We start from the raw sequence: 13,089 nt of genomic DNA on the forward strand, positions 1-13,089 counted from the left end.
CGGGACCCGAGTCGCCGTCGCGGGCCGCGGGCTGCGGGCCGCGGCCTCCCTCGGCCTTGCCTCGGCGCAGGACGTGTTCCGGCTCAGACGCGGCGCGCAGCGGGCCGCCGCGGCCCTCGGTCTGGAACATCAGGACCAGGTGCGCCTTGCCACCGCGCTGAGCGAACTGGGCCGGGACCGCGTCGACTGCGGCGCGGTCACCGTCGCCTTCCGTTCCGAGTCCGGCGAGCAGCCGGCTCTCGTCGTGACGCTCGAATGGGACCGTGGTCCCGAGCCGACGCCCGAGACCCTGCAACTGGTCTCCAGGCTCGTCGTGATCGAGTACGAGCCCCACGGAGCACACGGCCGCGTCACCATCCGCCAGCCGCTGCCGGTGAACCACTCCACGGTCACCGAGATGGACGCGCGCCTGGCCAAGGCCCTGGGCCAGCCAGATCCGACCACGGAGGCCGACTTCCTCAGGGCCCAGACGCGCGATCTGATCGCGACGCTGGAGGAGACGCGGGCCCAGCGGGAAGAACTGCGCAGACTCAACAAGGAGCTCGAGGACACCAACCAGGGTGTACTCGCCCTCTACTCGGAGCTCACCAAGGAACTTGAGGCCACCAACATCGGTGTGCTCGCCCTGCATTCGGAACTGGACGAGAAGTCCCAGCAGCTACGAGAGGCAAGCGAGGCGAAGACGCGATTCTGGACGAACATCAGCCACGAACTGCGCGCACCGATAAATTCCGTCGTCGCCCTGGCCCGCCTGTTGCTCGACCCCGGTTCGGAGCCGGTGTCGCCCGAACAACGACAGCAGATCACGTTGATCGAGGCGTCGGGGCAGACAGTCCTGTCCCTCGTCAGTGATCTGCTGGACGTCGTCAAAGCCGAATCGGGTCTGCTAGACGTCCAGCGCGCCCCGGTCGACCTGCGTCTGCTCGTGACCCAGCTCAGCGCTACTTTCGAGGGCACCTACGGGGGCAGGGATGTCCTCCTCCTCACCCCGGACCTGTGGGATCTCCCCACGGTGATCACGGACGAGAAACTCCTGACCCACGTCCTGCGCAACCTCATGTCCAACGCCTGCAAGTTCACCGACGAGGGTGAGGTGCGGCTGGACATAGGCCTGGGCGAAGACCAGTCGTCGCCGTCGCTGCGCGTCACGATCACCGACACGGGAGTCGGTATCCCGGCAGAGGAACTCAGCCGCGTCTTCGAGGAGTTCTACCAGATCCGAGGCCCCCATCAGAGCGGGCATGCGGGGACAGGGCTCGGACTGCCCTACGCCCGCACCCTCACCGAACTCCTCGGGGGCACACTCGAACTCACCAGCACACTCGGGGTCGGCACACGCGTGGAGGTGCTCGTCCCGGTGCACGGACCGGACAACGGCGGCGAGGAAACCGGCGGAGGCACACAGTGACAGACAGCTCTCAGGATGCCGCTCCCGCCACCATCCTGGTCGTCGAGGACAGCGAGACCAACCTGTACCTCCTCACCAGCTGGCTGGAGCGTGCGGGGCACGTCGTGATCGGCGCGGAGAACGCGGGCGAGGGCCTCAGGCATCTCGCCACGGCAGGCGTCCCCGTGCCGGAGATCGCCATCGTGGACGTGCGGCTGCCGGACATGAGCGGCTTCGAGCTGAGCGAGAAGATCAAGGGCAACGCCCGCACGGCCGCCCTGCCCGTCATTCACATCTCCGCGTCGGCCATCAGCGCGGAGGATCACGCCGAAGGGCTTCAGCGAGGCGCGGACGCCTACCTGAACCAGCCCCTTGATCCCGGCGAGTTGCTCGCCACGGTGACGGCCACGCTGCGCTACGCCAGAGCGCGGCGCCGGGCGGAGCAACTCGCGCAGCGACTCCTCACCCTCAACCAGGCGACCATGTCCGTCTACAGCGCCATCGGCTTCCACTCGTTCGCCTCCGCGGCCACCGGGGGCGCCGCCCGTCTGCTGTCGTCCCCGGCCAGCGCGGTCTTCCTCTCGCCCGAGGGGCAAGCGGTCCACAGCACGAGTGCCGGCCCGGCCACCGCGACCCGAACGTACGCGGCGCGGCCGGATGTACTCGACCGGCTGCTCCAGCAGAGTCTGGGCGAGGGGACCGGCGCGACGGTCGCCCAGGTCTCGCGGGGACAGTGGCAGGCGCTGCTCAGCGCGGACCACCTCGGCGGGAACATCGCCATGGCGGTGGCGCGGACCAAGCGCGGACGCCCCCCTGTCTGCCTCGCCGTCCCCTCCGGCGCGGTCGCCGGGACGGATGACGAGCATCTTCTGCAACAGCTGGCCCACGCCTGCGCGCTGGCCCTCGAAGCGCTGCGGACCTACAACGAGGAACACACGCTCGCCCTCGCCCTGCAACGCTCGTTCCTGCCGAGCGACCTTCCCACCATCGACGGCATCGACTTGGCCTTCCGCTATCTGCCCGCCTCCGAGAACGCGGAGATCGGCGGCGACTTCTACGAGGCGATCCCTACCGCCGACGGCCTGTTGCTGGCGATAGGAGATGTGCTCGGCCACTCGCTCGGCGCGGCCACCGTGATGGGCGAGTTGCGCCACGCGCTGCGCGCCTACGCCATCGAAGGACACCCGCCGCAGCAGGTGCTCAACCGCCTCGAAACCCTCCTGGCCCACTCACAACCGACCGTGACCGCCTCCCTCTGCCTGGTCCTCGTCGAGCCCGGGGCGCGGCGTCTGCAGGTCGCCAACGCCGGTCACATCCCCCCGCTCGTCATCAGCCCACAGGGCCACGCGCGCTTCCACACTCCGCACGGACCGATACTCGGACTGCGTGCGCCTCACCCGGCCCCGACAGCCCTGTCCACACCACCGGGCACCCGGCTGCTGCTCGTCACCGACGGCCTGGTCGAAGTGCGCGACACGTCGCTGAACGCCACGCTCGACGCCTTCATGAAGGCGGCCACGGCAGGTCCGGCCGGGCTGCAGGACCTCAGCGACCATCTTCTGGACACGTTCGGGAGAGGCAAGGACGACGACATCGCGTTGCTCGCCGCGGATCTGCGCGGATCATGAACTGCCGGGGCCGGGCTGAGGAGGGGGTGGAGGAGGGGTCACTTGTCGAGGGCTTCGCCGAGTGTGGGACAGATGTCGATCAGGGTGTCGATACCGACGATCTCCAGGGTCCGGGCCACGGACTCCGAGGGGGCGGCGAGACACAGCCGGCCGCCGACCTCGGCGAGAGCCCGGTGGCCGGCGATGAAGACGTTGATGCCGCTGGAGTCGATGAAAGTGACCCGTCGCAGATCGATGACGACGCGGGTACCGTGCGCGCCGACGGCTTCGAGCGCTTGGCGTACATGGGCACTGGTGTCCAGGTCGATCTCACCGGCGAGCGTCAGAACCGTGACGTCGTCGAGAGGCGTGGACACGACTGAGAACTGATCAGTCTGCTGGGCTCGTTCACTGCTAGCCATTCGTTCCTCAGCCATGCTGACGATGCTTGCACATTCGGAGCCTCGTGTGTCGTGCCAGCGGTAACGTACACATGATGCCCAGTCAATCGGGGATTACGTACGGAAAGGCGGGGCCGTGGGTGACGACGGCACGGCGCCGGACGAACCGGCCGCGGAGACCGCAGAGACAGCCGAGCTCGCCTTCGAGCTGGACGGGACCGGGACGTGCATCGCTCGGGCGCGGCATCTGGCGGCGGGCTTCCTCGCCCGGATGCAGACCGATCACGGGCTTACGGTCTCGCGGCGCGCCACGGATCTGACGCAGCTGGTCATCAGCGAGTTGGTGACCAACTCCCTCAAGTACGCGCCCGGTCCCGTCCTGGTGAACCTGCGGATCACCGCCGGGGCGGTCGAGGTGGCGGTGCGGGACTCCGGGCCCGTCCTGCCGAGGGCCCGCGCCGCCGACACGGGCCGGGTGGGGCAGCACGGACTGGAGATCGTGCTGGCCGTGGCCCAGCGTTTCGAGGCGCGAAAGGAGCCGGGCGGCAAGAGCATCACCGTCAGCATCGCCCTGCGGGACAACCTGAGCAGCACCTGATCGCCTCGTGACAGGGCGTCAGCGACGCACGCGCGGCATCCCGAGGCCGATCCAGGAGATGATCTCGCGCTGGATCTCGTTGTTGCCGCCGCCGAAGGTGAAGATGACGGCGCTGCGATAGCCGCGTTCCAGCTCACCGTGGAGCACCGCGCCCGCGGAGCCCTCCTTGAGCGAGCCCGCCGAGCCGACCACCTCCATGAGCCAGGCGTACGCGTCCCTGCGCGCCTCGGAGCCGTACACCTTCACGGCGGAGGCGTCCTGGGGGGTGAGCGTGCCCTCCTGGACGGCGTTCACCATCTGCCAGTTGAGGAGCTTCATCGCGTCCAGTTTGGTGTGCGTCCTGGCCAGGCGCTGGCGGACCCAGCCCAGGTCGATGACGCGGCGGCCGTCGGCGAGCTTGGTGTCGGCGGCCCAGCGCTGCACGTTGTGGAAGGCGCGGATGGCCATGGTGCCGTGTGCGGCGAGCGTGACGCGTTCGTGGTTGAGCTGGTTGGTGATGAGCCGCCAGCCCTTGTTCTCCTCGCCCACGCGGCGTGAGACGGGGACACGGATGTTCTCGTAGTAGCTCGCTGTGGTGTCGTGCGAGGCGAGGGTGTTGATGATGGTGCAGGAGTATCCGGGGTCGGACGTCGGCACGAGGAGCATGGTGATGCCCTTGTGGGCGGGGGCGTCCGGGTCGGTGCGGACGGCGAGCCAGACCCAGTCGGCGGTGTCGCCGTTGGTGGTCCAGATCTTCTGTCCGTCGACCGTGTAATGGCCGGTGGCCTCGTCGCCCTCCCTGACGGCCTTCGTCTTGAGCGCGGCGAGGTCCGTTCCCGCGTCCGGCTCGCTGTAGCCGATCGCGAAGTCGAGTTCGCCGGAGAGGATCTTCGGCAGGAAGTACGCCTTCTGCTCGTCGGTGCCGAACCGCATCAGGGTCGGACCGACGGTGTTCAGCGCCATCAGGGGCAACGGTACGCCGGCCTGCGCGGCCTCGTCGAAGAAGATGAACTGCTCCATCGGCGACAGCCCGCGCCCGCCGAACTCCTCGGGCCAGCCGACGCCGAGCCAGCCGTCGGCGCCGAGCCTGCGGATGGTCTCCCGGTAGAACCGCTTCTGCGCGGCGGGATCGGCGTACCGGGCGTACGCGTTGTCGGGCACCAGCTCGGCGAAGTACGTGCGCAGTTCGGTGCGCAACTGCCGCTGCTCGGGCGTGTATTCGAGGTGCACGGCGCCTCCTGCTTCGCTGGCCGCCCGGGCTCGGGCTTGACGGCGCACACAGTAGAACGCGTTTCAGTAATAGGGAATGGCGGTGACGCATACGCGGGTGACGCGGCCACCTCCGTGCTCCCGGGACGGGCGGTTCCGGAAACGGACGCGGGTCCGCCCCGGCAGCCGACATCGCTACCGGGGCGGACCCGCGTCAATCCGAGACCACTCAGCCGAGAAGGTCGAGCGCCTTGTTCAGCGTGGCCGACGGGCGCATCACGGAGGCCGCCTTCGCCGGGTCGGGCTGGTAGTAGCCGCCGATGTCGGCGGGCGAGCCCTGGACCGCGTTCAGTTCGTCGACGATCGTCTGCTCCTGCTCGACCAGCGTCTTGGCCAGCGGGGCGAACTCCTTGGCGAGCTCGGCGTCCGCGGTCTGCTTGGCCAGCTCCTGGGCCCAGTACGTGGCCAGGTAGAAGTGGCTGCCGCGGTTGTCGATGCCGCCGATACGGCGGGTCGGCGACTTGTCCTTCTCCAGGAAGGTCGCCGTCGCGCGGTCGAGGGTGTCGGCCAGGACCTGCGCGCTCGCGTTGTTCGTGGTCTGCGCGAGGTGCTCGAAGCTGGAGGCCAGGGCGAGGAACTCGCCCAGGCTGTCCCAGCGCAGGTAGTTCTCACGGACCAGCTGCTGGACGTGCTTGGGGGCGGAGCCGCCCGCGCCCGTCTCGAAGAGGCCGCCGCCGTTCATGAGCGGGACGATGGAGAGCATCTTGGCGCTGGTGCCGAGCTCGAGGATCGGGAACAGGTCCGTCAGGTAGTCACGCAGCACGTTGCCGGTGACCGAGATGGTGTCCTCGCCGCGGCGGATGCGCTCCAGGGAGAACGCCGTCGCGTCCACCGGCGACAGGATCTCGATCTGCAGGCCCTCGGTGTCGTGCTCGGGCAGGTACGCCTTGACCTTCTCGATGAGCTGCGCGTCGTGCGCGCGGGTCTCGTCGAGCCAGAACACGGCGGGCGAGCCGGTCGCGCGGGCACGGTTGACGGCCAGCTTGACCCAGTCGCGGATCGGGGCGTCCTTGGCCTGGCACATCCGGAAGATGTCGCCGGTGGCGACGGTCTGCTCCAGGACGACGCCGCCGGCCGCGTCGAGGACGCGCACCGTACCGGGCGCGGCGATCTCGAAGGTCTTGTCGTGGCTGCCGTACTCCTCGGCCTTCTGCGCCATGAGGCCGACGTTGGGCACCGAGCCCATCGTCGCCGGGTCGAAGGCGCCGTTGGCACGGCAGTCGTCGATGACGGCCTGGTACACGCCGGAGTAGCTGGAGTCGGGAAGGACAGCGAGGGTGTCGTGCTCCCCGCCGTCCGGGCCCCACATGTGGCCGGACGTACGGATCATCGCGGGCATGGAGGCGTCGACGATGACGTCCGACGGCACGTGCAGGTTCGTGATGCCCTTGTCGGAGTCGACCATCGCGAGCTCGGGGCCCTCGGCCAGCTCGGCCTCGAAGGACGCCTTGATCTGCGCGCCCTCGGGCAGCGCGTCGAGACCGTTGAGGATCCCGCCGAGACCGTCGTTCGGGGTCAGGCCCGCGGCGGCGAGCGTCTCGCCGTACGCGGCGAACGTCTTCGGGAAGAAGGCGCGCACGACGTGGCCGAAGATGATCGGGTCGGAGACCTTCATCATCGTGGCCTTCAGGTGCACCGAGAACAGCACACCGTCGGCCTTGGCCTTCGCGATCTGCGCGGTGAGGAACTCACGCAGCGGCCCGACGCGCAGCACGGAGGCGTCGACGACCTCGCCCGCGAGAACCGGTACGGACTCGCGCAGCACGGTGGTGCCGCCGTCCTCGCCCGTGAACTCGATGCGCAGCGTGGCGTCCTCGGAGAGGACCGTGGACTTCTCCGTGGAGCGGAAGTCGTCGACGCCCATGGTGGCGACGTTCGTCTTCGAGTCGGACGTCCAGGCGCCCATGCGGTGCGGGTGCGCCTTGGCGTAGTTCTTCACCGAGGCGGGGGCGCGGCGGTCGGAGTTGCCCTCGCGCAGGACCGGGTTGACGGCGCTGCCCTTGACCTTGTCGTAACGGGCGCCGATGTCCTTCTCGGCGTCGGTCTTCGGGTCGTCCGGGTAGTTCGGCAGTGCGTAGCCCTGCGACTGGAGCTCGGCGATGGCCGCCTTCAGCTGCGGGATGGAGGCCGAGATGTTCGGCAGCTTGATGATGTTCGCGCCGGGCGTCTTGGCCAGCTCGCCGAGCTCGGCGAGAGCGTCGTCGATGCGCTGGCTCTCCTCGAGGAACTCGGGGAAGAGCGCGATGATGCGCCCCGCCAGGGAGATGTCACGGCTCTCCACAGTGACCCCCGCCGTCGAGGCGTAGGCCCTGACCACCGGCAAGAGCGAATACGTCGCGAGGGCCGGGGCCTCGTCAGTCTGGGTGTAGATGATGGTCGAGTCAGTCACCGGGTGCTCCGCTCCACGTCTGCAACATTGCTCGACATCAAGATATCTCGTGACCGCCTCGTCGCACGAAGCGGCCCCGATTCCGTACGTCACAGACCGTAGCGGCCATCACGCTGCGTAGCGGAGCGTGCGAGCGGCGCCCTCAGCGCGTGAGCAGCAGCGCGTCGCCCACCGCGCGCTCACTACCGTCCGACGGCGAGTTGATCACCTTGCCGTTCACCGCCATGGTGACGGAACCGCCGCCGTCCAGGGCCATGGCGCGCACCGCGCCGAGCGACTTCATCAGCTCCGCCGCTTCACTGAGGCCGAACCCGTCGCTGTATCCGGGCTGCCTGCCGTCCGCGCCGACCAGAAGCACGCGGCCCTGCCGGTCGACGCCCAGGAGCATGCGCGGGTTGCGCTTGATGCCCCAGGTGTACGCGAAGGACGGGTCGCCGGCACGCTCGATGCCGTCGGCGGCGTAGTTCACCGCGACCTTGCCGCCGCGCACCAGCTCGGGGCCGCCGTTGACGACGTCGTCGTGCGGGCCCAGTCCCAGCTCCCGGCCGCGCTCGTCCAGGATCCGCTGCGACACCTTCACGGCGCCGCCCGGCTTCGCGTGCGTACGCAGCCAGGAGGCACCGGAGCCGATACCCGCCAGGACGCTGCCGCCCTCCGGCACGGCGCCGCCGCGCGGACGCACCTCCCGTACGTGTCCACTCGCGTCGAGGACCGCCTCCACCCCGTCGCCCGCCGGGGTGTCCGCGCCGAGTTCGTCGGTGAACCTCACGATCTCGTCCGCGTCGGTGCAGGTCACATCGTGCTGCGGCCGCTGGGTCGGGGCGTCGCCGCCGACACCGCCGCAGTTGCGCACCAGGCCCGGAACGCGGTTGACGCCGTCCACGACCTCGGACGCGCCGCCCGCGCGGACCCGGAGCTCCGTGCTGAGCTTCTCCAACCGCGGACGCAGGCCGTCGCCGCGCAGCACCGCCGCGATCCGGCCGCCGGTCGCCGCGCTCTGCAGTTCCCCGTCGTACGCGGCGATACCGGCCGCCGCGCCCGGCACACCGTCCTTGCCCTCCATGACGAAGAAGCCCGCGTTGACACCGAGCAGGGCGTCGTCGCGAGCGGCCATCCCACTCACCGTCTCACGGCCCGCGACGCCCTTTCCGTACGTTCCCTTCAGCGCACCGCGGTAGCGCCCGGGGTCGACGATCGCCACCTTGACCCGGGCGACTCCGGTGCCGGGCACGCCATCGGCGCCGGTCCACTCGCTCACCGCGTCGAACCCGGCGGCGGTCAGGGCCTTGCGCCCGGCGTCGGCATCGGTCTGCGCGTCGTACTCCCCCACCCGGACCCGCACCCCGATCACCCCGTGCCGATCGGAGCCCCGCGGCCACGCGACCGGCTCGACGCGCGGGCTGAACCCGGCGCCCCGCACCCGCCGCGCCAGCGCATCCGCGTCCTTGCCGGTGGCGAGGTGAGCGCCGTTCGCGCGCACCGTGACCGTCCAGTGATCGCTGCCGGGACGGCCCGAGAGGCTCCCCTGGTACAAGTCGGCCCCGGCGGCGAGGCGGTCGCGTGGCCAGTCGGCGATAAGCCAGGGAACAGCGGCGGTTGGAGACGCGGCGGCCGCGGTGTCGCCGTAGCGGTCGACGACGACGCCGGGGGCGAGAAGACCCGTCGCGGCGACGGCGACGGCCGACACCTTCACTGCGGCTCTGAACGGACGGCGTGCGAGGGCCACGGGAACTCCTAGGTCGCGTTGGTACACCGCAGCGAACGCGAGCGCGCGGACGGCGATCGATCCCAGGAGTGAATACCAGAAGTCCGGCCGGAAAACAGGGTCCGGCCCCCTCGTTCGGGGCCGGATTCAGCCCCCTCGCCCCTCCCCCCGGCCCTCCTCCTGGCCGGTGGAGCGCGCGCGGTGGCGACGGACCGCGTCGCGGTTGGCGCACCGCTGGGAGCAGTAGCGCTGCCGCCCGGTGCGGGAGGTGTCGGCGAAGATCGTGGCGCATTCGGTCACGGCGCACCGCCGGAGCCGGTGCATGCCCCGGCCCGCCAGGTGCAGGGCCGTGCCGACGGAGATCAGCTGGAACAGCAGGGCGCCCAGCGGCTGCCGGTCGTCGCGGTAGTGCAGGTGCCAGCCCGAGCCCGCGTGGTCGGTGAGGCGCGGATAGGCGGCGGATGCCGCCAGCATCCGGTTGAGCAGCTCGGCGCGCTCGTCCTCGCCTTCCGCGTCGACGACCTTCTCCCACGCCTCCAGCGCGTCCTGGGCACGGTCGAGGTCCTCCGGCGTGACGGGCCGTTCCAGGACGAGTCCGGCGGCGCGGCAGCGGTCCGCGAGTTCAGCGGCGCTCTCCGGGCGCCGGTTCGCGAGGTCGGCGGCCAGGTTCACCACCTCCTCGCCGTAAGGGTTGAGATGCATAAGACCATTACATCAGGCTGACCGGCATGCCACAACGCACCGGTGACCACACCGACATACGGCAGGCGACGCAGGCCGACATCGCGGAGCTCGTACGCCTGCGGGCGCTGCTGTTCGAGACTCTCGGCGGCGAATACTTCAACCCGTCATCGGGAGGATCGAGGGAGCCGGAGGGGCCGGAGGAGTCAAGGGGATCGGGAGACAGCAGCTGGCAGGACGCCCTGGCCGTGGTCCTCAAGGGCCAGGTGGACACGGCGGACATGCGGATCCTCGTCGTGGACGCGGACAAGGGTCTTGCCGCGTGCGCCATCGGCTCGGTCGAGCAACGGCTGCCGGGGCCGCACCTTCGCAATGGCCGGGTCGGGCTCGTGATCGGCGTGGTCACCGACCCGGCGCACCGGCGGCGCGGGCACAGCCGCTCGCTCATGCGGGGCCTGCTCGACTGGTTCCGGGAGCGCGAGGCGGCCCGGGTGGACTTGTACGCCTCCGCCGAGGGCGATCCGCTCTATCGAGACCTCGGCTTCGTCGACCATCCCGATCCCGCCCTGTACTGGCGCCCATGACGGCCGTCGACAGCCCGGCGCACAGCGCGTGGCGGTACCGGTGGGTCGTCCTCGGCATCGCCACCTTCACCCAGGCCGCTTCCGGCTTCTTCGTGCAGGGCATCGGGGCGATCGGCATCCATCTGCAGCGCGACCTTCACCTGAGCACGGCCCAGTTGGGTCTGCTGGTCTCCGCGGCCCAGCTGGTTCCCCTGGTCGGGCTGCTCGTGGCCGGGGAACTGCTCGACCGCTGCGACGAGCGCTGGGTCGTCGGGGCGGGCGCAGGTGCGGTCGCCGTGGGCCTGCTCGTCGCAAGCGCGGCGCCGGGATATGTGTCCCTGCTTCTCGTACTGCTGCTCGTCGGTGCGGGATACAGCGCCGTGCAGCCCGGCGGCAGCAAGTCGGTGGCGGCCTGGTTCGACGCCTCCCAGCGGGGATTCGCGATGGGCGTCCGCCAGGCGGGGCTGCCGCTGGGCGCCGCACTCGCCTCGGCCGCGCTGCCTTTCGTCGCGGAGGCTTTCGGCTGGCGGGCGACGCTCGTGGCCGGTGGGCTCGTCGCGCTCCTCGGGGCCGCCGCCTTCATGGGCTTCTACCGGAGGCCGCCCGTCACCGCCGCTCCCCGCGAGGGCGGGGAACGTGCCTCGCTCAGGTCGCGGCTCGGCGGGCGGCTGCGGATGGTCCGCGAGCCGTACATGGCGCAGATCATGCTCTCCGGGACGAGTCTCATCTCGGTGCAGTGCGGCGTGGGCATTCTGACGGTGCTGTATCTGCACGAGACGGCGTCCCTCGGAGCAGGCCCGGCGGCCCTTGTCCTGGTGGCGGTTCAGGGTGCGGGCGTCGTCGGCCGGATCGCCCTGGCGGCCTGGAGCGACCGCGGCGGTTCGGGGCGGCGGGGCTCACTCGTCCTCTGTATGGCGGCCGTGCTCGTGGGCATGGCCGTGCTGATGACGCCCCTTGGCCGCTCGCCGGCGGTCGCCTGCTGCACGCTCGTCTGGCTCGGCTTCTTCGGGTTCGGCTGGTACGGCCCCTGGGTCACCCACGTGACCGAATCGGCGCCGCCGGACAGGGTGGGGTTCGCTCTGGGCCTGGCCATGTCCGTCAATCAGGTCGCCATCGTGGTGATGCCGCCCGCGCTCGGCCTGCTCAAGGACCTCGCCGACAGTTTCGTACCGGTCTGGGCTCTGCTTGCGGCGATGACCGCCGCCGCCCTGACCGCCTCGGCCCGCTCGTGTGGCCGAGACGACGTCCGCGGTCCACCGTGAACCCGTACGAGGTGTTGGCGCGACGTCGGCGGGTAACCGGGCCACCGCGCCCGGAATCCGCCGTGCGTACGCGCGGAACGAAGTGACGAGACACGGGAGGAACACCGTGAGCGAGGAACAGCCCGAGACCCGGGGCGAGGACGAGACGCCCGTTCCCAGGGATCCGCCCGATCAGCAGGCGACGGACGAGCAGGACCACTGGGAGCCGGACGACGAATCGGCCACCACCGGCAACGCCCCGGACGCCGACGACGACGTACCGGACACGGACGAGGCGGGCACCGGCCGACGCGGCGCACCGCACACGGGTGGCGTGCGCCAGGACCAGCCGGTGCCGGACGAGCCCGCCGACTGAGCCCCGCTGAGCAGGCTGAGCCCTGCTGAGCGGAAGTCGCCGGGGCGGCGAGGCCGCCTGCGGCTCCGCGGGGCATCGACCAGTCGGCGATCAGCCGCGATCAGTCGGCCGACACCGCCAGGGTGAACGAGTGTCCCGCCGGGTCGCTGTAGGTCCGGGTGTCCCGGGGCCCTGAGTTGTCCTTGGCGTCCACGGGCCGGGCGCCCAGGCCTACGGCCTCGCGCTCCGCCTCGTCCATGTCGCCGCGGGCCACCAGGATCCTCAGGTGCGCCTGCTGCGAGTCCTCCGGCTTGGGCCAGCTCGGAGGCGCGTATCCGTAGTCCCGGTGGACCGCCAGGCGGATGCCCTGCCCGTCGGAGACCTCGACGTAGTCGGGATCGCTGCTCAGGCCCGCCGTGCCTCCGAGCAACCCCGCGTAGAACTCCGCGAGCTCCTCGGGCTGCGCACAGTCCAGAACGAGAACGGTGGTCTTCTTTACAGCCATGGGGTTCCTCATCTGTCCGCTGCCGTCGGCCATGGAGGGTGGGCGTCTGGGCCGACCACCCGGCGGCTGTCCGGGTGCCCCGCCCTGCCCGCCTCAACCGGCGACGGCCCGCCTCTGGTAGGAACTGACAGGTCACCAACAGGCCGGCGACCGTCTGATCCGCCGTATGATCATGGTCGTAGGGTCGAACTCCACTACCACGGAGTCATGTTCGAGGGGCGAGAACGCGACGGAGTCCTCTCATGAGGGGACTATTCCGGTTCCCTGTCCTCCGCGCCTCGCGGGATGACTAGCATGGCGCGAAGCGTGGTCCGGAAGATCGCCGTCCTCTTTGGTGTTTCCGCCGGGCCTGCGGCCGACGCGTAGTCGGTCGGCTCGTTGCTTACCTGCACTCAAAGGACCGAGGAAC

The 13,089-nt window shown here is 70.3% G+C and carries 12 protein-coding genes; 6 read left to right on the top strand and 6 right to left on the bottom strand.

Annotated features, from left to right (window positions below; genetic code table 11):
* Positions 1-31 precede the first annotated feature (31 nt).
* Positions 32-1,408, top strand: coding sequence for a sensor histidine kinase (locus ACFVXC_RS30115; protein ID WP_389911619.1), 1,377 nt, complete (start codon positions 32-34; stop codon positions 1,406-1,408).
* Positions 1,405-3,015 (top strand): SpoIIE family protein phosphatase, encoded by a 1,611-nt coding sequence (locus tag ACFVXC_RS30120; RefSeq protein WP_389911389.1) that lies wholly within the window; start codon positions 1,405-1,407, stop codon positions 3,013-3,015. Before ACFVXC_RS30115 ends, ACFVXC_RS30120 begins: the two co-directional genes overlap by 4 nt.
* Positions 3,016-3,053: 38 nt before the next feature.
* Here ACFVXC_RS30120 and ACFVXC_RS30125 read toward each other — a convergent pair whose 3' ends face one another.
* Positions 3,054-3,371: an STAS domain-containing protein gene (locus ACFVXC_RS30125; protein WP_389911392.1), complete on the bottom strand. Its 318-nt coding sequence runs from the start codon at positions 3,369-3,371 to the stop codon at positions 3,054-3,056.
* A 160-nt stretch (positions 3,372-3,531) separates the two neighbouring features.
* Here ACFVXC_RS30125 and ACFVXC_RS30130 point away from each other — a divergent pair, with 160 nt between their 5' ends.
* Positions 3,532-3,993 (top strand): ATP-binding protein, encoded by a 462-nt coding sequence (locus ACFVXC_RS30130; protein ID WP_389911394.1) that lies wholly within the window; start codon positions 3,532-3,534, stop codon positions 3,991-3,993.
* A gap of 18 nt (positions 3,994-4,011) precedes the next feature.
* On the opposite strand, the gene ACFVXC_RS30135 is transcribed toward ACFVXC_RS30130, so the two are convergent.
* The 4 genes from ACFVXC_RS30135 to ACFVXC_RS30150 all read right to left on the bottom strand — a co-directional run bounded on the left by ACFVXC_RS30135 (position 4,012) and on the right by ACFVXC_RS30150 (position 10,037).
* Complete coding sequence (locus ACFVXC_RS30135) at positions 4,012-5,202, bottom strand: acyl-CoA dehydrogenase family protein (protein ID WP_389911397.1); 1,191 nt, start codon at positions 5,200-5,202, stop codon at positions 4,012-4,014.
* Positions 5,203-5,410: 208 nt separating this feature from the next.
* Positions 5,411-7,630 (bottom strand): NADP-dependent isocitrate dehydrogenase, encoded by a 2,220-nt coding sequence (locus tag ACFVXC_RS30140; protein ID WP_389911400.1) that lies wholly within the window; start codon positions 7,628-7,630, stop codon positions 5,411-5,413.
* Between the two features lie 142 nt (positions 7,631-7,772).
* Positions 7,773-9,356: a phosphodiester glycosidase family protein gene (locus ACFVXC_RS30145; protein ID WP_389911403.1), complete on the bottom strand. Its 1,584-nt coding sequence runs from the start codon at positions 9,354-9,356 to the stop codon at positions 7,773-7,775.
* A 126-nt stretch (positions 9,357-9,482) separates the two neighbouring features.
* Positions 9,483-10,037, bottom strand: coding sequence for a CGNR zinc finger domain-containing protein (locus ACFVXC_RS30150; RefSeq protein ID WP_389911405.1), 555 nt, complete (start codon positions 10,035-10,037; stop codon positions 9,483-9,485).
* A gap of 26 nt (positions 10,038-10,063) precedes the next feature.
* Here ACFVXC_RS30150 and ACFVXC_RS30155 point away from each other — a divergent pair, with 26 nt between their 5' ends.
* The 3 genes from ACFVXC_RS30155 (at position 10,064) to ACFVXC_RS30165 (ending at position 12,196) form a co-directional block, all read left to right on the top strand.
* Positions 10,064-10,600: a GNAT family N-acetyltransferase gene (locus ACFVXC_RS30155; RefSeq protein WP_389911408.1), complete on the top strand. Its 537-nt coding sequence runs from the start codon at positions 10,064-10,066 to the stop codon at positions 10,598-10,600.
* Positions 10,597-11,841, top strand: coding sequence for an MFS transporter (locus ACFVXC_RS30160; protein ID WP_389911410.1), 1,245 nt, complete (start codon positions 10,597-10,599; stop codon positions 11,839-11,841). The genes ACFVXC_RS30155 and ACFVXC_RS30160 overlap by 4 nt, the downstream gene beginning before the upstream one ends.
* A gap of 106 nt (positions 11,842-11,947) precedes the next feature.
* A complete protein-coding gene (locus ACFVXC_RS30165) occupies positions 11,948-12,196 on the top strand; it encodes a hypothetical protein (protein ID WP_389911413.1) in 249 nt (82 codons plus the stop codon).
* 100 nt (positions 12,197-12,296) lie between these two features.
* Here ACFVXC_RS30165 and ACFVXC_RS30170 read toward each other — a convergent pair whose 3' ends face one another.
* Positions 12,297-12,680 (bottom strand): VOC family protein, encoded by a 384-nt coding sequence (locus ACFVXC_RS30170; RefSeq protein ID WP_389911416.1) that lies wholly within the window; start codon positions 12,678-12,680, stop codon positions 12,297-12,299.
* Between the last annotated feature and the right edge of the window lie 409 nt (positions 12,681-13,089).

This window comes from Streptomyces sp. NPDC058257 (assembly GCF_042881845.1).
Taxonomy (GTDB): Bacteria; Actinomycetota; Actinomycetes; order Streptomycetales; family Streptomycetaceae; genus Streptomyces.